This window comes from Alphaproteobacteria bacterium (assembly GCA_005883305.1).
GTDB lineage: Bacteria > Pseudomonadota > Alphaproteobacteria > Sphingomonadales > Sphingomonadaceae > Allosphingosinicella.
This window is the reverse complement of record VBAC01000001.1, coordinates 436968-459682: the sequence shown is the minus strand read 5'-3', so window position 1 is coordinate 459682 and position 22715 is coordinate 436968. Positions and strand designations below refer to the sequence as shown.

The following is a 22715-nucleotide window of genomic DNA, read 5'->3' as shown; positions in this document are numbered from 1 at the left end:
GCTTCTTTCTTCTCGTAAGCGGTTGAAGAAAGCTGGATTCCCGCTTTCGCGGGAATGACGATGAAAATTGAACGTCGCTGTACCCTAACGCCTCCCGCCCCCGGCCCCGCTCGCCACCCTTCCCGGCTCATCGAACAACCCCCGCCCCACCACCGCCCCGGCCGCCGCCCCGATCAGCTGCGCGGCGACGAAGGCCGGCACATTGGCCGGCGCGATCCCGGCGAAGCTGTCGGAAAGGCTCCGCGCCACGGTGATCGCCGGATTGGCGAAGCTGGTCGAGGAGGTGAACCAGTAAGCGGCGGTGATGTAGAGAGCGACGCTCGGCGCCACCCAATCGGGCCTGTGGCGGCCCGTGCCGAGGATCGTCAGGATCAGGCCGAAGGTGGCGATCGCCTCGCCCGCCCACTGCCCCAGCCCGGTCCGCGCCTTCACCGAAAGCTGGAGCGCCGGCAAATCGAACATCAAATGCGCCGCCCACGCACCCAATATGCCGCAGCCGAGCTGGGCGAGCGCATAGGCCCCCGCCTCGCCCCAGCCGAGCTCGCCCCGCCACGCGGCGACCAGGCTCACCGCCGGGTTCATGTGCGCTCCGGAAATCGGGGCGAGCATGGCGATCAGCACGAACAATATCGCCCCGGTGGCGATCGTGTTGCCGAGCAGGGCGACGGCGTCGTTCCCGCCCGAAAGATGCTCGGCCATGATCCCCGATCCGATCACCGTGGCGAACAGGAAGAAGGCCCCGATCCCCTCGGCCGCGAGCCGCCGCCTCAGGCCCGGCCGCTCGCCCATCAGCCGCGGCAGCCCGGCTTCGCCTCGGCCGCGGGGATCTGCGGAGCGCAGCACGCGCCGTCCGCCGCGTTCTCGGAAAGCGCCCCAAGCTCAGGCGCGTCGCCGTAGATCGTCGCCTCGCCGGTCGTGTGGAACGCCTCCCAGACCACGCCGTCGGGATCGCTGACCCAGCTCTTCTCCGATTTGGCGTAGCAGCAGGTCGTCGCCCCCTCCTCGATCACCGGCCGCCCGGCTTCGCCCAGCCGCCCATAGACCTCGGCCAGCTCGACCGGATCCTCGGCCTGGATGCCGAGATGCTCGATCCCGTTCCTGGCGTGGGCGCCGCTCGAAATGGCGAAATTGACCCGCGGATCGTCGAGCATCCACTTGGCGTAGTCGGCCTTGGCCACGCTCGGCGCGGCGCCGAACAGCGTGGAGTAGAAGGCGATCGACCGATCGAGGTCGCTCACTCCGACATGGACGTGCAGGCGCTTCATGCGGATTTCCTTTTCGCTTGAACGGGCGCGGCCTCGCCGCAGACGGCGGCGGGGGCGCATTCCTGCCCGCCGCAGCAATTTTCCATGAGGTAGCCGACCAGCGCGTTCATCGCTCCATAATCGGCCGAATAGAGGATCGACCGGTGCCGCCGCTCCTGCCTGACCAGCCCGGCCCGGCTCAGCTGGGCGAGATGGAAGGAGAGCGACGAGTTCGGCACCCCGAGCGCCGCGGCGATCGCCCCCGCCGCCATCCCCTCGGGCCCGGCCTGGACGAGCAATCGGAACAAAGCGAGCCGATGCTCCTGGGCCAGGGCGGCGAGCGCTTGGACGGTGGATGCAGCGGTCGTTTCCATCATTCTCGAAATGACTCGAGAATGCGCCGGCGTCAAGCCTCATTTCGACGACCCTCGAAATGAATTCTGCACCCCTCTCCCATGGGAGAGGGATACGTAGCCTTGGCGACGAAGGAGCCTAGGCGAAGTTGGGTGAGGGGCTACGGCGTCCGAAGCGATCCTCGAGCTCAGTAACCCCTCACCCTACCCTCTCCCCATGGGAGAGGGATGACCCTGCTCAATGCTGCGGCGTCTCCTCGCGCGTCCGCGCTCCGGCTCCAGCTGGCGCCTCGGCGGCGATCCGGCGCAGCGCGCTTTCGAAGGCCTCCGCCGGCTGCCCGCCCGATATCAGATAGCGGTCGTCGATGATGATTGCCGGCACGCCCGAAATGCCCTGCGCCTGCCAGTGGCGCTCGGCGGCGCGGACCTCCTCGGCATAAAGGCCGGACGACAGCACTTCGCCGGCCGCGTCGGAATCGAGCCCGGCCTTCGCCGCCGCTTGCCGCAGCACCTCATGGTCGCCCGGATTGCGCCCCTGCGTGAAATAGGCCTCGAACAGGGCGAGCTTGAGGCCGCGCTGGCGCCCCTCGATTCCCGCCCAGTGGAGCAGCCGGTGGGCGTCGAACGTGTTCCACACCCGCCCCGCGGCCGAGCCCGCGGCGATCGTGAAGCCGAGCGCGGCGGCGCGCTCGCGGATCGTCTCGCGCCGCTCGAAATATTGCTCGCGCGTCGATCCGTATTTCTGCGCGACATGCTCGGCGAGGTCCTGCCCTTCGGCCGGCATCTGCGGATTGAGCTCGAACGGCTGGAAACGAATCTCCGCCGCGACCAGATCCCCGAGCCGCGCCAGCGCCTCCTCGAGCCCCCTGAGGCCGATGATGCACCACGGGCAGGAAACGTCGGAGACGAAGTCGATCTTCATGGGCCTGGTCATGGCGGCATCCGAAAGGGGAGGAAGAGAAGGGGATATAGGCGCCCGGGCCGGGCGATGCACGGGGGAACGGAGGCACGTGCAGGCCCGTCATTGCGAGCCCCCGGCAATCACGAACAGGAGGTCGCAAGGACGAGGCGTGACTAAGCCAAAGCCGTCATTGCGAGGAGCGAAGCGACGCGGCAATCCAGCAGGCCTCGGCCGCAGCACTGGATTGCTTCGCTACGCTCGCAATGACGAAAAACCCGTCATTGCGAGGAGCGTCGCGACGAAGCAATCCAGGGGCCTCCGAGACCTCGCGGATGGTTCACCAGGCCCGCAATGGCGCGCCTGACGGACTAATGGATGATCGACTCATAGAGGTCCGCCCAAGCCGGATTCATGGCCTCGATCAGAGCGAGCTTCTTTTTGCGCGACCCGGCCTTGATCTGCTTCTCGCGCAGGATCGCCGCCGTCATGTCCTCGTGGATCTCGTACCAGGCGAGAAGCTTGCAGTCATATTTTCCGGCGAACCCGATCTTGCCTTCCCTGTGCTGCCAGATGCGCCGGACGAGATCGGAGGTGACTCCCGTGTAGAGCGTGCCATTGCGCCGGCTGACAATGATGTAGACCGCAGGCTGCTTCATCGATTCGATCTGGCGCGCTCCGCTTTCCCCCGCAACGACGACAAGGAGGCAATCCCCTTTCCGTCATTGCGAGGAGCGTAGCGACGAAGCAATCCAGCGGGCCTCCGCCGCAGCACTGGATTACTTCGCTTCCGCTCGCAATGACGAACCCTCCTCCGTCATTGCGAGGAGCGCAGCGACGAAGCAATCCAGCGAGCCTCCGAGGCCGAACTGGATTGCTTCGCTTCGCTCGCAATGACGGCGCGATGCTTCGCCAGAGCGCCCCCCTATTCCCGCCCCTCCCAATATTCCCGGAAGGATTCCAGCGGCCGCGAGCGGACGCCCATCTGCAGCATCGCCCCGGCCATCACGAAGACGCTGCCGACGGTGATGAACGCGGCGAGCGTCTGCGGCAGGCGGAGCTGGATGGCGAGAAGCGAGAAGAAGATCGCGCCGACGAAGGCCGCGCCGCCCAAGGGGATTCCCGGCTTGAACAGGTCCGGCACGCGCCGCATCAGCACGTCGCGAAGAAGCCCGCCGCCGACCGCGTTGAGAACGCTGACGAAGATCACCCCGGCCTGCGGCAGGCCGGCGGCGATGGCGAGGTTCGCCCCGACCACCGCATAGGCGCCCGCGCCGAGCGCGTCGGTGAGGTAGGTCGCCGGCCCGACCACCCGCGAGCGGTCGACGATCCGCCCGGCGAGCGCCACCAGCAGGGACGCGACCAGCGCCAGCTCGAGATAGACCGGGTTTCGCACCGCGACCGGCGGCTGGAGCAGGAGCACGTCGCGAAGCAGCCCGCCGCCGATCGACGAGGCGATGGCGACGGTCAGGATTCCGATCCCCACGAACCCCCGCCGCGCCGCGATCAGCGCCCCCGAAAGCGCCCAGACGAAGCTCGCCGAATAGTCGAACAGGATCGGCAGCAGGTCCGCATCGACCGGCAATTTGGTGATTGCTTCGGGCACGAGGCTCATGGCCGCGCAGACGCCCACCTTCGCCGCGCCGGGTCCATCGGGACCTACCCGGAGGGCCGGGAGAATCCGAGAGTTTTGTCAGACGGCTATCGGCCCGCTTGCCCGATTTTCGCGGATGCGGTCCGCCGGGAACTGTCCAGGCTCAGACCACCCATTGGTCACAATTCTGCGCGGCCTGTCCCTTTCGCATCTCCTGCTTCCTCCAGCCGTTGCTTGCGGCTGTAGAGCGGTGTCAGCCGGACGAATGCCTCGACCGAGCTGGTGCGCAGGCGCGGACGGCCCTCGTCCACCGCGGTGATCAGCGCCAGCAGATCGGGGTCGGCGCGGATTCGGTTCACCTCCTTGAGGGTCGCCTCCCGCGACCCCGGCAGCTCGCTCTCGTCGATCCTGTCGAGCGCCGCCTTGGGGTCGGCTTCGGCAAGGACGTCGGCGATCCGAGGGCAGCTCGCCAGCACCCGCCACGTCTTCGGCCATTCGGTCATGACGATCACCCAGATCGCCAGCTCGATGCCGCGCTCGTCGCTCTCGTCCATCTCCATCTGCAAATAGGCGACGGCGGTGTACATCGTAATCGCGTTGACGATCCGCTTGATCTGCCGCGGATTGGGCGGGAAGAAGCGCGCCAGCGGCTCGAGCCGGTGGAGCAGCGCCTGGCCCATCTTCTCGTCGACCGCGGCCGACAGCGCGCGCTCCTCGCTGAGCAATTTGTCGGCTTGGGCGCTGGCAGCCTCGGCGTCCGGCGCCACCCGATAGTCGCTCGCACTATAGTCGAACAGCTGGTTCGACGCGTGCTCCAGACCCCGGCCGATCGCCTGGATGGTTGACTCATATTTGTGTCGCAGGGCTTGCTCCGCCAGCTGGCGCTCCTCGGCGCTTTCGGCGGTGGCGACGGTCTCGCGATACTCCGCGCGTAACTGCTGGGCGATGTCGGGGGGCGGAGGTGGGGCGGCGTCCGCCGCGACCGCGCCCGGGCCGATCAGCACCCGGCGGACATAGGCGTCCTGGCTCGCGTCGGGCATTTCCGGCAGGATGAACGACATCTGGATCGCCTTCTCGACGAAGCGCGCGCCGAACTCCTGCTCCTGTCCGACATTGACCTTGCTCATTGCCGCGTGATGAGCCTCGAACGCTCGCTCGATCCAGTCGCGGTCGCCGAGGATGACGAAGACGACACGCGGGCTCCTGAGCAGGGTCTGGATGCCGCGCACGAGGTCGACGACGAAGTCCGGCCGGCAGCGGTCGAGATCGTCGACGACCACCATCACCGGCCGCCGGACCGCCGCCATCGTCCGCACGAAATGCCGCCGGAACCGCTCGAACGGGTCGCCGCCGCCGAGGCTGCGCCGCTCGGCGGCATCGTCGGTGCCGGGCGCGACCGATTCGGTGAGCAGCGCGCCGAGACCCCACAGCCCGCTGATCCCGCCGATCCCGGCAAGAACGAAGCCGAGCGCATTGCCGGCGTTGAAATTCGGGCCCTTGTCGCCCTGAAAGACGAGATCGAACCGCCAAAGGACGACCAGCGCGATGGCTGCGAGAGCGAAGGTCGCGAGACGGGCGAGTATCTTGGGATTGCGCAGCCGCCACCAGAGCTCGCGCCGCCACAGCGCGGCCCACGACCAGATTCTCTCCTCGATCAGCGGGGCCGGCGGCGCCGAGGATTGCGCCGGCCGCGAAGCCCCCCTGCCCTCGGCCCAGACGGCGGCGAAGCAGCCCTTGCGGATCGCCTGGTAGAAGGTCCACCAGGGCGGCGAGCAATGCTCGGCCTGCCAGGCGTTGAACGGCACCACGATCCACGGCCGCCGCGAATCCTCCGGCCATCGGGCGGCGGTGCCGCCTTCCTTGCCGTCGCCCGGCGGGTCGTCGATAAAGATCGTTCCGACGGCCTGCCCCGCCCGCTCATGGAGGAAGTCGGCCGCCCGTTTCGCGCCGCGCGGAAAGGGATTGAGCACCCGATCGAGGAAATTGGCGAAGCTGGTCTTGCCGCCGCCCCATGGCGCGTCGAGGTGAAGCACGAATGACGAACGCTCGTCGCCCCCGGCAACGGCATCCTCGTCGCCCGGCACCTTGATTCCGTTCGACCGGCACCAGATCCGGTGCAATCGCCGCCCGAGCGCGATCGCCAGCGGCCCGCGCCTCAGGTCGTCGCGCTCGACCTCGGGATCGTCGGTGACGAAATGGGTGTTGGGTTCGGCGGCGGACGCACTGATCGAAGCTGCTTTCGGCTTATCGCCCTGGGTCTGTGCGGGAGGCTCGACCCAGCCGCCGTAGCGTTCGAGGAGTTTCGCCGCTTCCGAGCGGCTTCTGACGGCGAGAGTGGCGACAGCGGCCTGAAGATGCCGGTTTACAGTGACCTGCGCGATCCCGAGCCGCGCCGCGATTTCTTGGGTGGAGAGGCCCATTAGGCCGAAGAGGCCCAGGCACTCCCGCTGGCGGGCCGTCAACCAACCGACGCGAGTGGCCATAGGGTCGTGACCGGCCTGGGCGAGCAGTTGGTTCTCAGCCTCGACCCCGGGGCGTGGCTCCCACTCGCCCACTTGCTGGAGATCGGCGTCGGCTCGCTCTTCCGGTTCCGCCGCGTCGGCTCCCGCGTCCGCAGCCGGGCCCCCGTCCAGCATGACCAGCCCGGACTCCGGCGCCTCGGCGGCCGACCTTTCATCCCGAACGACCGCTTCGGGGCCGGCTGTAGTCGAAATCTCCTCGACCGCCTTTCCGGGCGTCGCCTTCGGCTTACGCGCCTTGCGCTGGGGTTTCACCTGCGATGGCGGCGGCGGTGGAGGTTTGGGCAGGAAGTAAAGCTCAAAGTCACCGATATCGTCTCGTTCAAGATGCGGCTTCAAGCCCAGAGGCCTTGTTGTCGCGACCATCCGCTCGACGACCTCACTCATCAGGCTTCGCGCGGTCCATGGCCCGCCGGTGGGCGTTGGGGCGCCAAGCGCACCGAGCAACGACTGCATCAAGAAGCTGGGAACGCCGGACCCTGGTGAATAGGCGCGCTCCCCCGGCGCCTCGGAATCCAGGATGGTACGTAGCGGGTCCGAAGTGAGATCCGGCGAACGCTTCGAAAAGCTCCGCGCCTCCATCCCCTCGAGCGAAGGCGGCAGGCAACGATCCACGATATAGAGCTGGCTGCGGGCCGTGCAGTGGGTCATCGCATCGACGATATTGTAGAAGCTCGCAATTTCATGACCGGGCGGGGCGTTCGGGAAGTCGGGCTGGTCGAGCAGCAAGGCGGTCTTGCGGCCACCGTAGAGTCCGTAGCCGGCGAAATAGAAGACCGCGATGTTGCGGATGTCGGAATTGGCCCGCTCCATCCAGCCGGCCAAAGCCCTTTCCAGAGCGGCGAAGGTGGGCGGCTCAAGGTCGGCAATGCCTCCAGGTCCTCCGAACCAGGCCGGAGGAATCGTGGGGCCGGGGCGCGACATGAGAATGTCGACGCTCGCCAGCGACGTCCCGGGATTGCGATTGTTTTCGGTGGTGAACCATCGGTAGAGCGCGGCGGCGGAGTGGAGCGCCGGCTCGAGAATGCGCTTCCCCGCGGCCGCGCTCCCGCCCCCGGCGCCGACCACCAGCAGGTGCGTGCCCGGGCCCTCGGTCGAAACAATCGCCACGCCCGCTCCCCTCGCCGCCGTTCAGCCCGCTTTTATTAGCCCAGCGGCACGTAAAGCGCGAGCCGTCGGTCGAAATCAGGTGGCATCGGTAAATATAGGGGGCCTCCGCGACGGGGTCATGGCCCCTCCTAGAGCAAGGCCACCAGCGCAAAGCCGCCGACGAGGACAAGAAGGAAGGCCCATCCGACCAGCGTCAGCCTTTTCTCGATGAACGCCTGCATCGGCTCGCCGTAGCGTCTGAGCAGGCCGCTGAGCAGGAAGAAGCGCGCGGCGCGCGTGATCGTCGCGCAGGCCAGGAACAAGGCGAAGTTGAAATGGGCGAAGCCGCTGGCGATGGTCACCAGCTTGAACGGGATCGGGGTCAGCCCTTTCAAGAGGATGATCGCCGCGCCATATTGGTCGAACTTGGCGCGGAAGCCCTCGATCCCCTCGGTCATCCCGTAGAGATGGGCGAGCGGCGCCCCCACCTGCTCCCACAGGAAGAAGCCGATCGCATAGCCGAGCATTCCGCCGAGCACCGACGACACCGTGCAGACGGCCGCGATCGTCCACGCCTGCTCGCGCCGCGCGAGCACCATCGGCACCACCATCACGTCCGGCGGAACCGGAAAGAAGCTGCTCTCGGCGAACGAGATCAAGGCCATGTAGCGGATCGCGTGGCGATGGCCGGCGAGCCGCAAGGTCCAGTCGTAAAGCGCACGAAACATGAAGGTCCCACCCGAAAGACGTCGCGCCGGGCATAGAGCGGTTTGGGCAGCGAGGGAAAGGGCGCGCCCCGGCCCGCCTCATCCCCCTCTCCGGCCGCGCTCCCTCCGGGTTATTACCGAGTGGCGCGCTCTTATTCCCCGGTAGGATGATCGTCGCACAGGCTGGCGCGTACTGCCGAGGGGGAAGTCTTGAGAATCCAGGAAAGCTGGGGTGCGAGGCAGATTCACTCCGGCCCCTTGCCTGTGCTTCAGTCGCTCATCGACGCCATGCTCTCCAACATCGCCGTGCTCGATATCGGCGGGTCGATCATCCTGGTGAACCGGGCGTGGCGCAATTTCGCCAGGCGCAACGGGCTTGCCGCGGCCGATGCCGGCGTCGGGCTCAACTATCTCGAGGTCTGCACAAATGCCGCCCCGCAATGCCCGGAAGCGGAAGAGTGCCGCCTGGGCCTCGGCCAGGTGATCGACGGCACGACGGAGTTGTTCCGCCAGAGATATGAGATGCCGGTCGGCGGCGCGCCGTGTCATTTCGTGATGACCGCGACGAACCTGCCCGTCGAGGGTGAGCGGCGGATCCTGGTGTCGCACGAGGACGTGACCCTTCTCATCCAGGCGCAGCAGGAGGTGCGGGAAGGGGCGATCCGCTTGCTTGAAGGCCAGGAGCGGGAGAGGCGCCACATTGCCCGCGAGATGCACGATAGCCTGTGCCAGGAGCTCAGCGCGATCAAGTTGCTGTGCGCCCAGCTGCGCGGCGCCGGGCCGGATCATCGGGGCGGCATATTGGCCGAGGCCGACGAAGTCACCGACCGGGCGATTCGAATGGTCCGCACCTTCAGCTTCGTGCTTCATTCGGACGATTCGGGGGAAAGCGACACGGTCGCGACGATGGAGCATTTCGCGAAGGGCTTCTCGCGGCGTACGGGCTTGGAGATGAGCTTCACGGCGCGCGTGCGAAGGCCCACTTTGCTTGCTTCGCTTCAGGTCCCCCTGCTCCGCATCCTTCAGGAATCGCTGACGAACGTGCATCGTCACGCCGGAGCAACTGCGGCGAGGGTCGTGTTGCGGGAGATTCGCGGCGCGATCGTCCTTTCGGTCGAGGACGATGGCTGCGGCTTCGATCCTCTCGCCGCGCCGGGGACCGGCTCTGGCGGCGTCGGAATCGCAAGCATGCGGGCGCGGGCGCGCGAGCTCGGCGGCCGCCTGATCTTCGATTCCACGCCGGCCGGCAGCCGTTTGGTCGCGATCCTTCCGCTCTAGCGGATAAGGTTGCGTCTGGCCCCGGCCGCAACCATCCCCCTCCCCGCGCATTGAGCCGCCGTTGCACCAAAAACCCAAGAGGTGAGCCCCATGCGTGCCCTTCTCCCCCTCGCCGCCGCAATCGCCCTCGCGCCGCTGGCCGGTTGCGCGACCTATGCCGGCGCCGGCGATCCCGGCTATCGCGACTATCACGCGCTCTACCATCCCGGCACCTACGAGGCTTATCCCCTCGCCCAGGACAGCCGGATCTACCGCGGCACCGACGGGCGCTATTATTGCGACCGGCGCGACGGCACGGTCGGCCTGGTCGTCGGCGCCGGGGTCGGCGCCTTGCTCGGCAACCTCATCGCCCCGCGCGGCTCGAACACGATCGGGACGCTGATCGGCGCCGCCGGCGGCGCTGCGATCGGCTATGCGATCGAGCGCGGCGAGGTCCGCTGCGAATAGCGCTCGAATCTTTCCGCCCTGTCGCCGGAAGGCGATGGGGAGGAAAGCGTCCTTATTTCTCGTCGTAGGAGACGGAAGCGGCGGCCCTCCGCCGGCCGCCGGCATAGGAGGCAAGGCCCGGGCCCTGCGCGCGCGGCCCGGCATATTGGCTTGAGTCGGTGTCGAAGCAGCGCCGGATGAGCGCCGCGCGCTGCGGCCCCGGCTGGTGCCGCGAATCGCCGCGATTGTCGGCCAGCGCCCATTCGATCAGCACGAAATCCTCCTCGCGCAGCCAGCCCTGGTCGCGTCCGCTGCGCGCCGCCCAGCAATCGGCCTGGCCCTCGCTCGTGCCGTAGAGCTGGTGGGCGCATTCGTGCGCATACCAGAAGAGCTGGAGCGGCCGCGGCAGGCGGAAGATCGCCGGATTGAGGTGGATCATGCCCGGAGTCGAGATGGCGATGTCGGAAATGTCCTCGACCGTGGCCGGCACCCACCCGCAGCTCGGGCGGGAGCCGCCGAGATCGATCTCCCCGGGCGGGTAGATCCGCCCCTCGGCCGGAGCCGCGATCCCCCCCAAGAGGACGCAAGCGATGAGCAGGGCCCGCTTCATGGCGTCGGTTGTCGCGCGCCGCCGCGCCGCCGAACACCGGCGCAAACCCGCAGAAACCGCCGGGGAGAATCCCCTCGCGCTCCGGCGGAGAATCCCTAGGGAGCGCGAAAGGGGCGGTTGCGGACCCCGGCTCAACCCTCCGAAGCGCCCGTTCAACCGCTTGAAGTCATTATGCTATTTCGCCCGAAGGCCTGACGATGTAGAGCCCCCCGGCGACCGAGGGGCAACCTTGCGGCCGCCGGGCCGGGCGGAAACGTCCGGCCCGTTATGTCCCGGCGAGGGCTAAGCGCCTTGTCCGCTCCCGCTTTACCGTGTTTCCGACGCTTGAGGACCCAACTAGACGAGTACTGCTAGATTAAGCCAATCGTACCTGTCATCTAGAAGTCAGGAGGACGAGCCCTTTGGGTCGTCGCGGACCAAGGGGCTGAATCGAAGTGAGTGCAGGAGGATTCTCGCCCGCGCGAAAAGTTGAGAGCTTAGTTCGCACGCCGGGAGCGGGAACGAAAGCTGTTGGGCCCCGCTCCGGCCCTGACAAGGCTTTTCCCGTCGATACGGGTCAAGTCCTCGAGACGCTGATGCGGCGTTACCAGTCCGAGCGTAGCCCAATCGCTGTGTCATTCCGTGATCTAGTTCCGTGGATCAAGATGGGAGAGCGAGCCACTCATCACATCCATACGTATCCCGCCAAACTTCTGCCGCAGATCGCTCACTTCTTCCTCGCCACGACGAAGCTCGTGGCCGCTGACGAAGCCGTGCTCGACCCGTTCGGCGGGACGGGCACGGTCGCCTTGGAAACCATCCTCTCCGGACGGGATGCGCTTCATGCTGACGCGAACCCCCTCGCTAGACTGATCGCAACATGCAAGACGCGACAGATTGAGGCTGAGGCGCTGAGTCAGGCGCTTCAACTCGTGGGGGAACGCTTCGCAAAAACACGGGCGCGCCGTCGGCCCGATGTAGTGAACCTCGAGCGTTGGTTTGATGAGACCACGATCTCCTGTTTGATTCGCCTTAAGGCTGCAATCGAGGACTTCGCAAATAATGAAGTGCGGGAATTCCTGCTGGTCACCTTCTCTGCTGCCTTGCGGAAGGCGAGCCTCGCGGATCCCCGCTTTTCCGTGCCGGTCAGGCGCCGCGATGCAGACGGGCTGGGTTCGTCCCCGGATGTTTGGCGACTTTTTGAGCAGCAGTTCAGGGCCAACCAGTCTCGAATGGCAAATCTCGGCAGATTGAGTTCTCAAGGCGCGCTTGCTCGGCTGTGCGGTGAAGACGCACGCAGGTTGTGCGATGTCGATGGCGAGAGCATGCCCGACGAGACCATCGGTATGGTGCTCACCTCACCACCCTATGCCGGAGCGCAAAAATATGTACGTGCGGCCAGCTTGAGCCTAGGGTGGTTGGGGATCGCCGGTGTGGGGCAATTACGCCCGCTCGAAGACGCGACAATTGGTCGCGAGCATTTTCCGCGCGTCAAGCACGATGATGTTGTCGAGACGGGCATATCCGCCGCGGACGATCTGCTAACAGCTATTCGCAAAGAAAACCCGACAAGAGCGCTGATCGCATCGACCTATCTCGTGGAGATGAAGGACGCGCTTTGCGAGGCGGTGCGCGTGTTGCGTCGAGGTGGACACTTCATCCTGGTCATCGGCGATAATACGGTGTGCGGCCGCCGTTTCGCCACGTCGCAATATCTTGAGACAATGCTGCACGATCTAGGAATGACCACCAGGCTCGCTCTGGTTGACGATATCAAATCGCGCGGGCTCATGACGCGCCGCGCGGCAACAGCTGGCGTGATCGCCAGTGAATATGTGATCGTGCTCCGCAAGGATAACTGACGGTGTCTACCCTCGACGATATCCGGTCAATCCTTCCCGGCGATGGCGAGACGACCCCCGAGGACACATGGGACCTCCTCCGACAGCGGGTGGCAATCCTGTCGCTTCGCGCGTGGGAAGGCCGGAACGAGTGGCCCGCAGTACAGGCTTGGCTGGCCAATTTCGATGGTCGCTCTGGCATCGACATGCGGGTCGAGAAGCTCCATGCGCTCTTTCTCCTATCCCAGTTTTTATACATCGGGAACATCGAGACCCGCGTTCTCCTTCAGGCAATCTATCGGGATCTTTTCATGATCCCATTGATCCAGGAGGTGCGCCAATCGCTCGGCAACACGAGGGACGAGGCGCAGATAGAAGAGGGAGTCCAGCTCGCGCTCTCGAGAACGCGATTTCTTGGCGTCGGCAATCCATCGGAAAGCGGCGTTCATCTACTGTACTATTTTCGACAGGAGAACCAACTGAGGAAGCGTCTGTTTATGGACAGCGCTGCTGTCTTCGTGAACGAGCAATTGCCCGACGGCTCCCACCGTCGAGCGCTTTCCCAGCCCGATATTAACCGCTACGTTTTTGTCGATGACATCTGCGGCTCTGGCAAGACTGCGATCGACTATTCTACGAATATCCTAGCAGACATTCTAGCGCTCAATTCAAACGCCAAGCTTCACTACCTCTCGATGTTTGCGTCGACTGACGGTCTCCAAAATGTCCGTGATCAGACGAAGTTCGGGCAGAATTGCGGTGCCGTTTTCGAATTAGACGACAGCTATCGTTGCTTAACGGAAGGCTCCCGGATCATGCGCGCGGCGCCGGCGCACATTGATGGCGCTGTGTTGCGCGAGATAGCGCTGTGGTATGGGAACCTGCTGCGGCCGCTCCATCCAGGAGGGTACGACAATAGTCAGCTGTTGCTTGGCTTTCATCACAACACCCCCGACAATACCCTTCCGATAATTTGGGCAGAGGGTTCTGAGTCGGAGGCGTGGACGCCGGCATTCCGGCGCTATCCAAAGATTTGAGAGAAACATGCGCGAACCGGGCCTCCACGAAAATCCGTTCGATCTGAACAGGGCGTCCGACTTCTCGGACGCCGAGATTGCGGAACATTGGGTCGACTTTTCGGACGCGCCCGGCGGCCTGCTTGGTATCTTGAAGCCGACGTTGCGGCTGCCGATGCTCCTGCTTGGCGGCAAAGGAAGCGGCAAGACGCATTTAATGCGCTACTGCTCGGCGCCAGTGCAGGCGGCTCGGCGAGACGGCAGCCTGACTCGTGCGGTTGCGCAAGATGGATATCTGGGCATCTACGTTCTTGCCAATGCACTGAATACGGACAAGTTCTCTGGAAAAGGGCTGAGTGCCGAATACTGGAATCCGATTTTCAGCATGTATTTCGAGCTCTGGCTGGCCACAAGCTTGGTGGATATCCTGCGAGATTTCTGCGCTCAGCGTCACGAGCCAATCGACGAAGCGGCGTTTGCCGCCGGAGTGTCCGACCTGTTCGATATCTCGATGAGCGGTGAGTTCAGGGATGTGTCCAGCTTGCTCGCTTATCTGACGCGAACGCGAAAGAGCATCGACTTTGCCGTCAACAACAGTTCGCTTTCGGGCAAGGCCGCTGAGATCACAATAACCTTTTCTCCAGGGCGGCTGGTGTTCGGTATACCTCGCTTGATTGCCGATCTAGTGCCCGAGCTAGCTGAGGTGCTGATCGTTTACCTCATCGACGAAGTGGAAAACTTCACCGAGGATCAACAGCGCTTCCTGAACTCGCTCATCCGCTATCGCTCAGGAAATGCCACGATCAAGCTTGGCGCCAGACTGTATGGGGTCAAGACATACGAGACCCTTGGTTCGGGTGAGCCGATCAAGCGAAATGCCGAATATGAGAGAGTCGAGCTCGACCGTCTCTTGCGCGAACAGCCGCGGGAATATGAAAATCTGGTTCGCAGCTTAGTTCAGAAGCGGCTTCAGGCCTTCGGTTCGCTCGTGGACACTAAGGGCAATCGAGCGCTCGATCAGTGCTTCGAGATTCTCGACAGTTCCAATTACTGGGAGGCCGCGCAGCGCGACCTGATGCCCCATGGCGAGAGCGATCGCCGCCGCTACCTCCACAGCCGACTCAAGGATGATCTCAAGCTAATTCCTGGCATGGCCGACGACGACGTCGAGGCTGTACTCATTGCCCTTGCGGTCCCGGACCATCTGTTTCTTGAAAAGGCGTCCTCTTTTTACTTTCGAAAAAAATGGCCGAAGAGCGTCGCTCAGGCCATCGACTTGGCGCAGTACGCTGGTGATCAAGCGCGAGCGTTGGCAGCCGGCTATCGAAACGAGGGTAAAGCGCTGCACGATTTCATTAGCTACTGGGGATCGGACATTCTGGCGCAACTCTATTATGACTTTCGCCGACGTGTACCCTACACGGGATTCCCGACGCTAGTGACGCTGTCTCAGGGCAGCCCCCGGAATTTACTAACCAATTTGAAGCACATCTATCGACGCGCCCAATTTGCCGGCGAGCACCCATTTGAAGGCGGTGTCATTTCGATCCGGTCGCAGACGGACGGTGTCCGCGATGGAGCATCATGGTTTTGGGAAGACGCACAACCAGGCAGCGACGGCATGCGCGTTCGAGAAGCGGTTGAAGGCATCGCCATCCTTTTCCGAACAGTGCGTTTCGGTCATGCGCCATCTGAGTGCGACCTGTGCATGTTCAGCGTCGCCTTGGACGAACTGACTGACAACAGCCGCAAAGTGCTGAGGATTGCGGAGAACTGGTCGTACCTAATTCGGTTGCCTGAAGGCCGCCGGAACAAGAACAATCGGCGCGTCGACGAGAAATTTCGGCTCGCGCCAATGCTTGCACCGCGATGGGAGGTGTCCGAACATCTCAGAGGATCAATCGAACTAGCCGGCGAATTTGCCAATGCGATCCTCGATCCTGACCTGCGCTCGACGCTCCCGACGATCTTCAAGCGTCGGGTGAACAGAATAGTGAGTCCGCCCGGGGACGGCGCTCAGGAGCTGTTTCAAGCGTGAACATCGAAATCGAGTCGCTCATCGACGCGAAATATCGGCTGCATGCTGGTGAGACCGAGCCTTGGGATCTGTTCGTCTCTGCCTATAACGACAGCGAGCGCGTGCAACGGGTCTTTACAACGGTGCCGGCGAATAAGCGGGCGTGGTGGGTGTTACCCGAATATGCCTACGGGGCCGGTGAGATATCTCACCTCGAAAACGCAGTTCATCTCGAGGCAGGGCATGAAGACGAGGTCGTCACGCGGGGAATGCGGGAGATCGGCTTCGATAGCAGCCAAAGGCTGTGCGTCGACATCACCGGCATGATGCGGCCGCAAATTTTGTTTCTCATGGCTTATTTGAACGACCAGGGGTGTCGTAGCTTCGACCTCCTTTACACGGAGCCCGAACATTATAAGCGCCGTGCCGAAACCCGGTTTTCGATCGGTGAAGACGTCGAGGTGCGATCAGTCGCCGGCTATATCGGTGCGCACGAGAATGACGTAAATGGCGATTTGTTGGTACTCGGGGTCGGCTACGATCATCAGCTGATATCCCATGCGCTTCAGGCGAAGGAGGCCGCCCGGATACTCCAACTCCACTCATTTCCGTCCCTGAGCGCGGACATGTATCACGAAAGTATCCTGCGGTTGCACCGGGTGAGATCCGAGAGGTCGCGGATTGGCGACGAAGTCTATTTCAGCAGCGCCAATGACCCATTCGTTATAGCATCCTCACTCGCCACAGCAGTCGATACTGTTAGCAAGCATAGGCAGATCACCAATATTTATTTGACGCCGCTTGCCACGAAGCCGCAGGCGGTCGGCTTCGGTCTCTATTATTTACGTCATCTGACGAAGCGGCCAGCTAGCATGATCTATCCGAACGCTAGTTTGTACGATCGCGAGACATCGAAGGGGGTGGGGCGATCATGGGTGTACCCGATCAACCTTTAGTCCTGATCACAGCGATCAGAGCGAAGATTCTGTTTAGTTGTTGAGCCTTTACGGATCGAGGCGCGGCTCCGTATTCACCTCGCCAGCCCCCTCCGCCTCGCCCTCCCCGTCCGGCAACACACTCTCGTCCACCGCCAGCGCCGGGCCGAGCCACAAGGCGTCGTCGACATGGTCGCGGCGCTGGTTGGTGGTGTTGGGGTGGACGAGGATCGAGAGGCCGGAGCGGTTGAGCATCAGCCAGGGGACGATCGTTCCGAACAGGCCGGGCGCGAAGGCGATCTGGAACATGGCGCGGGCGTGCGGGCCGACCGGGCGGTCGCGCCAGGCGCCCAGCCGAACCGCGAATCGCTCCGCCACCGCTTCGCGCAGCCGCCGCGCCGCCTCCGCCTCTCCCTCGCCGCCGAAATAGACGTGGGCGTGGAAGGAGGCGATCTCGGCGACGGCGCGCATCGTCAGGCGGCGGTCTTCTCGAGAAACGCCGTCTCCTTCGCGATCCACGGAGCGAAGCTCGGCCGGCCGAGGATCGCCTCGACATAGGCCTTGCGCCCGACGTGACGCGGGGGGCCGGCCTCGCCCACCGAACCGGCATAGGCGTGGAACGAGACGGTCCTGGCGATGGCGCGCATCAGGCCGCGGTCTTCTCAAGGAATGCCGCCTCCTTGGCGATCCACGGCGCGAAGCTCGGCCGGCTGAGGATCGCCTCGACATAGGCCTCGAGGCGCGGGTGCCGGGCCGGGTCGAGCACGACGCCCAAATGCTGGAGGTTGGCGAACGGGCTGGCCACCGAAATGTCCGCGAGGGTCAGCCGGTCCTCGACCAGGAATCCGCTCTCGGGAATGACCCGCTCCAGATAGTCGAGCAGGGGCGGAAGCTCGTCGCACTCCGCCTTGGCCGCGATCTCCTCGTCCCCCGGCTGGCCGAGAAACCGCGGAGCGACGATCCGGTTGAAGAACATCTTCCCCCCGCAAGCAAACAAAATCGTGTCCGAATATTCGTCGAACCAGATCGCCCGCGCCCTCGCTCTGGGCTCCGTCGGGATCAGGTTCGGTTCGGGCTTCACCGAGTCCATGTAAGCGACGATGGCCGAAGAATCGGAAATGGCGAAGTCGCCGTCCCTCAGGCCCGGCATCTTGCCGAACGGGCTGGCCTCGAGGAATTCGGGATCTTTGTTGCCGAGGCCCGAGGGCTTGAGCTCGACCTCGATACCCTTCTCGGCGGCGAAGGCGAGCACCTTGCGCACGAACGGCGACAGCGACGACCCATAGACGATCATGACGCGATTCCTTTTTTGTCCGCTTCGGTATGAAACGACGCTAGGCCGGGCTGGCGCCGAACTCAAGAGCAGCCATTTGTTTCGAATTGAAGCATTTATGGTTAAGGCCCGGAATTGAAGCGCGCAATTCTACCCGTTATTGTCGCTTAACAAGCCGAGTCCCGGGAATCGGGCGCCGCCCGATTTTCCATTCGCTTGCAACCAAGCGCCTCGCCCGCGGCCCTTCCTGCCGCCGCGCCGCCGGCCGCTGACTGGGAGGGCCTGAACATGGCGATAATCAACGGAACCCCGGGCGACGATTTCCTGATCGGGACGCCCGCCGACGACACCATAACCGCCTTCGACGGCAACGATCTGGTCAATGCGGGCGACGGGAACGACACGGTCGACGGCGGCGACGGCCACGACAATCTGCGCGGCGAGGGCGGCAACGACATCCTGCTGGGCGGCAATGGCGACGATTATCTGCGCGGAGGCCCGGGCGACGACCTCATCGACGGCGGCGCCGGATTCGACCGAATCGCCTTCGTCACCGCGACGAGCGGCATCGCCGTCGACCTGCGCATCCAGGGCGTGGCCCAGAACACCCTCGTCGGCATGGATACGCTGGTCGGCATCGAACATGCCTCGGGCACCGAATTCGCCGACCTCATCCAGGGCAATGACGGCGACAATTGGTTGTGGGGCGAGAATGGCGACGACACGATCGAGGCCTTCGGCGGCAACGATCTGGTCGAGGTCGGGCCGGGCAATGTGACCGCCGACGGCGGCACCGGCATCGACAGCTTCTCCGTCTGGGGAAACAACGCGGCCTTCGCCGGGGTCACCGTCTCCCTGCTGCTCCAGGGCGGCGCCCAGGCAACCGGCATTGGCAGCATGACCATTAGCGGGTTCGAAAATCTTTCCGGATCGGCCGGCGACGACAATCTGACCGGCGACGGCGCCAACAACGTCCTCGCCGGCGACGGCGGCAGCGATCTGCTGTCGGGCGGGCTCGGCAACGACACGCTCTACGGCGACGGCCGGATCATCGCCGATACGCACGACACCGGATTGTCCGGGCCGATCGCGACCTATTCCGATGTCGTGCTGATCGATCCGCTGTTCGTCGGCGGCAACGACACGCTCGAGGGTGGCGAAGGCGACGACGCGCTCTACGGCGGCGGCGGCTCGGACACGGCGAGCTACGCCTCGGGCACGGGTCCGGTCTTCATCAACCTCAGCTCCGGCTTCGCCGACGACGGCATGGGCGGCACCGACACGCTGGTGAGCATCGAGAATTTCTTCGGCTCGGCGTTCAACGACTTTGCCCGCGGCGATGCCGGCGCAAACCTCCTCGCCGGCGCCGACGGCCACGATTTCATGCGCGGCATGGACGGCAACGACACGATGAAGGGCGGCAATGACGACGACTATCTCGACGGCGGCCAGGGCGACGACATTCTCGACGGCGGCGCCGGCTGGGATCGCGCCACCTACGCCCCGAGCGCCCTCGCCGGAGTGACCGTCAACCTCAACATCGCCGGAATCGCCCAGGCGACCGGCCAGGGCAACGACACCCTAATCGGCATCGAGCACGTATCCGGCACCCGCTTCAACGACGTCCTAACCGGCGACGGCGGCGACAACTGGGTCTGGGGCGGCTCGGACGGCTCGGGCGTCACCGGAAACGACATACTGAATGGCGGCGGCGGCAACGATCTCGTCCAGGTCGGCACCGGCAACCACAATGTGAATGGCGGCACGGGCACCGACACGCTCTCGCTGCACGGCAACGGCACCGACATCACCGTCGCGGGAGTCACTGTCTCGCTTGCGCTCCAGGGCGGAGCACAGGCGACCGAGCAGGGGGCGATGACCCTGAACGGCTTTGAGAATCTCTCCGGCTCAGCCTTCGACGACTACCTCATCGGGGACGGCAACGATAATCTTCTCGCCGGTTATTCCGGGGCGGACAATTTGAGCGGCGGCGACGGCGGCGACACGCTCTACGGCGACGGGCTGGTCGCCGTCGACACGCACGGCACCGGCGGCTCGGGCCCGATCGTCGCCTATCGCGACGTCGCCGATCTACCGACCCCGGAAGCCGGCGGGAACGACGTGCTCAATGGCGGCAAGGGCAACGACACGCTCTGGGGCGGCGGCGGCGACGACGTGCTGACGGGCGGCAAAGGCAACGACCTGTTCGGCTTCGGCCCCGGCGATGGCGACGACCGCATCACCGACTTCGAGAAGAACAAGGACACGATCTTTCTCGACGGCATCGCCGGCGTCGACGATTTCGGAGACCTCACGCTGACCAAGATCGGCAATGACGTGCTGATCAGTTGGGGAACGGGCGACTCGATCCTGCTGGAGGGCGTGAAGCTCAACCAGATCCACGCCAGCGATTTCAGCTTCGGCTGACCGTGGAGCAAGGCCGCGGACGCGCCGCGGCCCGGCCTTGCGCCCGGAGTCAGCTAAGCCGGCCGGCGGGGCGGCGGACATCGGGTCCGCCGAGCCCGTCCGACGTCGCGGCACAATGGTGCCGCGGCGGCCCCCACCCCGCCCCTCACCTGATCCGGTAATGATCCGCAAGCCGGTCGAGCGCGATGCACAGCACGATTCGGGCGCTGCTTCGTGGCCAGTCCAGCGCGGCCTCGACCTCGCTCATCCCCTCGCCCGCGCAGACCAGCCGCCAGAGCAGGTCGGTGAGCCCGGTCCCGACCGCCTTCATCGCCGAATCGACCCGCCGCCGCGCCGCGGTCTGGCGAACCGTCGGATGCAGCGGCGGAGGCGCTCGCCGCGAAGCCTTGTCGCGCGCCGGCTGGCCCCATTCCATCGTCACCTTGGGTCCGTAGCCCGCCTGCTCCCAGTCCGCCCGCAGCTTCTCTCCCGCATCGAGCTGCCGCGCGCTGATCAGCGAGCGCGCCCGAAGCCAGCCGAGCGGCGACTCGGCGAGGTTGACGGTCACGTTGCGACCCGGCCGTCTCGTGGCTTTTCGCGCCTCCCCCTGCGGCAACACTCTCTCCGCCAGCATCCTGTTCATGTCGGTCTCCATCTTTTTTGCGAATCGGTTGAGGTTTTATCTTGCCATGAACGGATGGTTGTAGGAAAGAGGGTGAACCAGGACGGTTAGGGAGTTTTCGATGATCACCCGCATTCGCGAGGTACGCCGGGCGCGCAAGATGACCCTCCAGGACGTCGCCAACCGCTGCGACCCCCCAACCACGCCGCAGACGATCGGCCGGCTCGAAACGGGCACGCGCACGGTCTCGGTCGGCTGGCTCAACCGAATCGCCAAGGCGCTCGGCGTGGAAGCGTCCGATCTCGTCACCTTGCCGGAGCGCGACGATATCCCGCTGGCGGCGACGCTCGATCACGACGGCGCCCATGCCCCGCGCCGCGAAGGCGTGGTGATCCCGCCTCAGCCTCAGCCGGGCCTCGTCGCGATCACCGTCAACGCCAGCGTCGGCGACTACCGGGCCGGCGACGAGATCTGGCTGGTGCGCCTCGCGCCCGAAGCCTTTGCCGGTGCCCTCAATCGCGACGTCCTCCTCCCTCGCCCCGCGGGCCGCTTCATCTTCGGCCGCCTGATCGGCCGCGAGGGGGACAAGCTGCACATTCTCCCGCTGGGTGCGGGACAGCGACAGACGGTGGTCACCGATCCCCCCTGGGGCGCGGTGGCGGTAAGGCTCATCAGGGGGCTCTAGGCCGCCCGCACGCAGAGCAGCGAGCGCGAAGCGATCGCAAGCTGCGTGCGGAGTCGGGCAGAGCCGACGTGAACCAGCCCGGCGGAGGACGCGGTCGCCTTGCCGCCCCGACAAGGCTGCGCAGTGCGGCGTACTGCGCACCGCGTCATGGTGGGCGCTGACGGGCTCGAACCGCCGACATCTTCCGTGTAAAGGAAGCGCTCTACCAACTGAGCTAAGCGCCCTCGGCGGCTAAGTGGCATCGGCTCCGCCCGCTCGCAAGGCCTCAGATGACCGAGACGCCCAGCCTTTCGACAGCCCGCAGATAGGCGGTCAGCGCGCGCGCCGCTTCGTCCGAGAGCTCGATATACACGCGCCTGCCGTCCTGCGGGTCGGCCGAGCGGATGAACAGGCCGCGGTCGGTGAGCATCTTGATCCAGCGCAGAGCGGTCGTCGCCGGCACCGCGGCGGCGATGCACAGGCTCGAAACGGCGACTCGCTTCCCCTCGATGCGCGCGGCCATCAGGTCGAGCAGCATGTCCCAGGCCGGGTCCGCGAATATCTCGCCGCGGAAGAATTGGTCGCGCATCCGCCGCGCGCGGATGATGGCGCGCACGACGGGCGCCTCGATCGGCGCGCCCTCCTCCGTCCTCGCGCCCGTCCTCGCGCCGGCAAGCGCGACGGCCTCATCCTCCGACAGCGAAGAAAGGAGCGCGGCGATACGGCCGACGTCCTCGGTGAGCTGCTGCAGAATCGCGGGCGCCTCCTCGCGCCTGACATCGTGGAAGCGCTGGCGGGACAACTGGCTGGCGAGGGCGATCGCCGCGACCCGCTCCGCCTCGCCGGCCTCGCACAGCTGGGTCACATGCAAATGCGGCGTCCGCGCCGCGACCAGGTCGAGCAGGGCCGCGGGCGCGGAAATCACCACCCGGCGCGCCCCGCTCGCCGCCTCGTGCTGCGCCCAGTCGAGAAGCGGCAGCGCCGCTTCGTCGCCCAGGACGCCCTCGAGTTCGATCAAGGCCGCCGCGGCCGGCACGCTCTCGAAAAGACCGGAGGAGTCGATCGTCGCGCTGCAGGCGAGGCGGCAACCGGCGGCGCTGGCGGACTGGCGCATCCGACTGAGCGCTTTCTCGCTGTCGGCGAGAATGCAGACGGGCAGCGAGGCGCCGTAGACGACGTCCCCCAGCGCTTTCTGGCCCATCCCCACCTCCGGCGCCGCGCGCCTTTTCTATCCGAAACGGACA

General features: G+C 65.2%; 21 protein-coding genes and 1 tRNA gene. 8 read left to right on the top strand and 14 right to left on the bottom strand.

Annotation, left to right across the window (positions count from 1 at the left end; genetic code table 11):
* Positions 1-84 precede the first annotated feature (84 nt).
* The 8 genes from E6G92_02135 to E6G92_02100 form a co-directional block, all read right to left on the bottom strand.
* The gene (locus E6G92_02135) at positions 85-789 is read right to left on the bottom strand and encodes an aquaporin family protein (protein TMJ20660.1); all 705 of its coding nucleotides are present in this window, start codon (positions 787-789) and stop codon (positions 85-87) included.
* On the bottom strand, positions 789-1265 hold the full coding sequence (locus tag E6G92_02130) for a glyoxalase/bleomycin resistance/dioxygenase family protein (GenBank protein TMJ18661.1): 477 nt from the start codon (positions 1263-1265) through the stop codon (positions 789-791). Before E6G92_02130 ends, E6G92_02135 begins: the two co-directional genes overlap by 1 nt.
* Positions 1262-1618, bottom strand: coding sequence for a helix-turn-helix transcriptional regulator (locus E6G92_02125; protein TMJ20659.1), 357 nt, complete (start codon positions 1616-1618; stop codon positions 1262-1264). The genes E6G92_02130 and E6G92_02125 overlap by 4 nt, the downstream gene beginning before the upstream one ends.
* A 217-nt stretch (positions 1619-1835) precedes the next feature.
* A complete protein-coding gene (locus tag E6G92_02120) occupies positions 1836-2531 on the bottom strand; it encodes a DsbA family oxidoreductase (GenBank protein TMJ18660.1) in 696 nt (231 codons plus the stop codon).
* Between the two features lie 335 nt (positions 2532-2866).
* Positions 2867-3154: a GIY-YIG nuclease family protein gene (locus tag E6G92_02115; GenBank protein TMJ18659.1), complete on the bottom strand. Its 288-nt coding sequence runs from the start codon at positions 3152-3154 to the stop codon at positions 2867-2869.
* Positions 3155-3420: 266 nt separating this feature from the next.
* Positions 3421-4110 carry a trimeric intracellular cation channel family protein gene (locus tag E6G92_02110; GenBank protein ID TMJ18658.1) on the bottom strand — a complete coding sequence of 230 codons (690 nt, stop codon included), beginning with the start codon at positions 4108-4110 and terminating at the stop codon, positions 3421-3423.
* A 158-nt stretch (positions 4111-4268) separates the two neighbouring features.
* Complete coding sequence (locus E6G92_02105) at positions 4269-7718, bottom strand: hypothetical protein (GenBank protein TMJ18657.1); 3450 nt, start codon at positions 7716-7718, stop codon at positions 4269-4271.
* Positions 7719-7846: 128 nt separating this feature from the next.
* A complete protein-coding gene (locus E6G92_02100; protein TMJ18656.1) occupies positions 7847-8425 on the bottom strand; it encodes a DedA family protein in 579 nt (192 codons plus the stop codon).
* 189 nt (positions 8426-8614) lie between these two features.
* Here E6G92_02100 and E6G92_02095 point away from each other — a divergent pair, with 189 nt between their 5' ends.
* Together E6G92_02095 and E6G92_02090 are read left to right on the top strand one after the other, a co-directional pair.
* Positions 8615-9682 carry a sensor histidine kinase gene (locus E6G92_02095; protein TMJ18655.1) on the top strand — a complete coding sequence of 356 codons (1068 nt, stop codon included), beginning with the start codon at positions 8615-8617 and terminating at the stop codon, positions 9680-9682.
* A gap of 90 nt (positions 9683-9772) precedes the next feature.
* Positions 9773-10129: a glycine zipper 2TM domain-containing protein gene (locus E6G92_02090; GenBank protein ID TMJ18654.1), complete on the top strand. Its 357-nt coding sequence runs from the start codon at positions 9773-9775 to the stop codon at positions 10127-10129.
* A gap of 52 nt (positions 10130-10181) precedes the next feature.
* On the opposite strand, the gene E6G92_02085 is transcribed toward E6G92_02090, so the two are convergent.
* Entirely contained in the window at positions 10182-10718 is a 537-nt protein-coding gene (locus tag E6G92_02085) for a hypothetical protein (GenBank protein TMJ18653.1), read from the bottom strand.
* A 575-nt stretch (positions 10719-11293) separates the two neighbouring features.
* On the opposite strand from E6G92_02085, the gene E6G92_02080 reads away from it, so the two are divergent.
* The 4 genes from E6G92_02080 to E6G92_02065 are packed head-to-tail and all read left to right on the top strand — an operon-like array spanning position 11294 to position 16527.
* Positions 11294-12559 carry a hypothetical protein gene (locus tag E6G92_02080; protein TMJ18652.1) on the top strand — a complete coding sequence of 422 codons (1266 nt, stop codon included), beginning with the start codon at positions 11294-11296 and terminating at the stop codon, positions 12557-12559.
* Between the two features lie 2 nt (positions 12560-12561).
* Positions 12562-13575: a hypothetical protein gene (locus tag E6G92_02075; GenBank protein TMJ18651.1), complete on the top strand. Its 1014-nt coding sequence runs from the start codon at positions 12562-12564 to the stop codon at positions 13573-13575.
* Between the two features lie 7 nt (positions 13576-13582).
* Positions 13583-15592, top strand: a complete 2010-nt coding sequence (locus E6G92_02070) for a hypothetical protein (protein TMJ18650.1) — start codon at positions 13583-13585, stop codon at positions 15590-15592.
* On the top strand, positions 15589-16527 hold the full coding sequence (locus E6G92_02065; GenBank protein ID TMJ18649.1) for a hypothetical protein: 939 nt from the start codon (positions 15589-15591) through the stop codon (positions 16525-16527). The genes E6G92_02070 and E6G92_02065 overlap by 4 nt, the downstream gene beginning before the upstream one ends.
* 48 nt (positions 16528-16575) lie before the next feature.
* Here the strand turns inward: E6G92_02065 and E6G92_02060 are convergent, their stop codons facing one another.
* Together E6G92_02060 and E6G92_02055 are read right to left on the bottom strand one after the other, a co-directional pair.
* Positions 16576-16977, bottom strand: coding sequence for an aromatic ring-cleaving dioxygenase (locus tag E6G92_02060; GenBank protein ID TMJ18648.1), 402 nt, complete (start codon positions 16975-16977; stop codon positions 16576-16578).
* Positions 16978-17152: 175 nt separating this feature from the next.
* Positions 17153-17800, bottom strand: coding sequence for a glutathione S-transferase family protein (locus tag E6G92_02055; protein TMJ18647.1), 648 nt, complete (start codon positions 17798-17800; stop codon positions 17153-17155).
* 267 nt (positions 17801-18067) lie between these two features.
* On the opposite strand from E6G92_02055, the gene E6G92_02050 reads away from it, so the two are divergent.
* Positions 18068-20206, top strand: a complete 2139-nt coding sequence (locus tag E6G92_02050; GenBank protein ID TMJ18646.1) for a calcium-binding protein — start codon at positions 18068-18070, stop codon at positions 20204-20206.
* Positions 20207-20351: 145 nt separating this feature from the next.
* Here the strand turns inward: E6G92_02050 and E6G92_02045 are convergent, their stop codons facing one another.
* Complete coding sequence (locus tag E6G92_02045) at positions 20352-20828, bottom strand: hypothetical protein (GenBank protein TMJ18645.1); 477 nt, start codon at positions 20826-20828, stop codon at positions 20352-20354.
* Between the two features lie 100 nt (positions 20829-20928).
* Between E6G92_02045 and E6G92_02040 the strand changes: the two genes are divergently transcribed.
* On the top strand, positions 20929-21492 hold the full coding sequence (locus E6G92_02040; protein TMJ18644.1) for a helix-turn-helix transcriptional regulator: 564 nt from the start codon (positions 20929-20931) through the stop codon (positions 21490-21492).
* A 148-nt stretch (positions 21493-21640) separates the two neighbouring features.
* On the opposite strand, the gene E6G92_02035 is transcribed toward E6G92_02040, so the two are convergent.
* Positions 21641-21716, bottom strand: a tRNA-Val gene (locus E6G92_02035).
* A 41-nt stretch (positions 21717-21757) separates the two neighbouring features.
* Positions 21758-22672 (bottom strand): MarR family transcriptional regulator, encoded by a 915-nt coding sequence (locus tag E6G92_02030; GenBank protein ID TMJ18643.1) that lies wholly within the window; start codon positions 22670-22672, stop codon positions 21758-21760.
* Between the last annotated feature and the right edge of the window lie 43 nt (positions 22673-22715).

What these genes read in the sequence shown, in the direction of transcription:
- E6G92_02135 (TMJ20660.1), bottom strand. Translation starts at nt 789, where the DNA reads ATGGGCGAGCGGCCGGGCCTGAGGCGGCGGCTCGCGGCCGAGGGGATC.
- E6G92_02130 (TMJ18661.1), bottom strand. Translation starts at nt 1,265, where the DNA reads ATGAAGCGCCTGCACGTCCATGTCGGAGTGAGCGACCTCGATCGGTCG.
- E6G92_02125 (TMJ20659.1), bottom strand. Translation starts at nt 1,618, where the DNA reads ATGGAAACGACCGCTGCATCCACCGTCCAAGCGCTCGCCGCCCTGGCC.
- E6G92_02120 (TMJ18660.1), bottom strand. Translation starts at nt 2,531, where the DNA reads ATGACCAGGCCCATGAAGATCGACTTCGTCTCCGACGTTTCCTGCCCG.
- E6G92_02115 (TMJ18659.1), bottom strand. Translation starts at nt 3,154, where the DNA reads ATGAAGCAGCCTGCGGTCTACATCATTGTCAGCCGGCGCAATGGCACG.
- E6G92_02110 (TMJ18658.1), bottom strand. Translation starts at nt 4,110, where the DNA reads ATGAGCCTCGTGCCCGAAGCAATCACCAAATTGCCGGTCGATGCGGAC.
- E6G92_02100 (TMJ18656.1), bottom strand. Translation starts at nt 8,425, where the DNA reads ATGTTTCGTGCGCTTTACGACTGGACCTTGCGGCTCGCCGGCCATCGC.
- E6G92_02090 (TMJ18654.1), top strand. Translation starts at nt 9,773, where the DNA reads ATGCGTGCCCTTCTCCCCCTCGCCGCCGCAATCGCCCTCGCGCCGCTG.
- E6G92_02085 (TMJ18653.1), bottom strand. Translation starts at nt 10,718, where the DNA reads ATGAAGCGGGCCCTGCTCATCGCTTGCGTCCTCTTGGGGGGGATCGCG.
- E6G92_02080 (TMJ18652.1), top strand. Translation starts at nt 11,294, where the DNA reads ATGCGGCGTTACCAGTCCGAGCGTAGCCCAATCGCTGTGTCATTCCGT.
- E6G92_02070 (TMJ18650.1), top strand. Translation starts at nt 13,583, where the DNA reads ATGCGCGAACCGGGCCTCCACGAAAATCCGTTCGATCTGAACAGGGCG.
- E6G92_02060 (TMJ18648.1), bottom strand. Translation starts at nt 16,977, where the DNA reads ATGCGCGCCGTCGCCGAGATCGCCTCCTTCCACGCCCACGTCTATTTC.
- E6G92_02055 (TMJ18647.1), bottom strand. Translation starts at nt 17,800, where the DNA reads ATGATCGTCTATGGGTCGTCGCTGTCGCCGTTCGTGCGCAAGGTGCTC.
- E6G92_02050 (TMJ18646.1), top strand. Translation starts at nt 18,068, where the DNA reads ATGGCGATAATCAACGGAACCCCGGGCGACGATTTCCTGATCGGGACG.
- E6G92_02045 (TMJ18645.1), bottom strand. Translation starts at nt 20,828, where the DNA reads ATGAACAGGATGCTGGCGGAGAGAGTGTTGCCGCAGGGGGAGGCGCGA.
- E6G92_02040 (TMJ18644.1), top strand. Translation starts at nt 20,929, where the DNA reads ATGATCACCCGCATTCGCGAGGTACGCCGGGCGCGCAAGATGACCCTC.
- E6G92_02030 (TMJ18643.1), bottom strand. Translation starts at nt 22,672, where the DNA reads ATGGGCCAGAAAGCGCTGGGGGACGTCGTCTACGGCGCCTCGCTGCCC.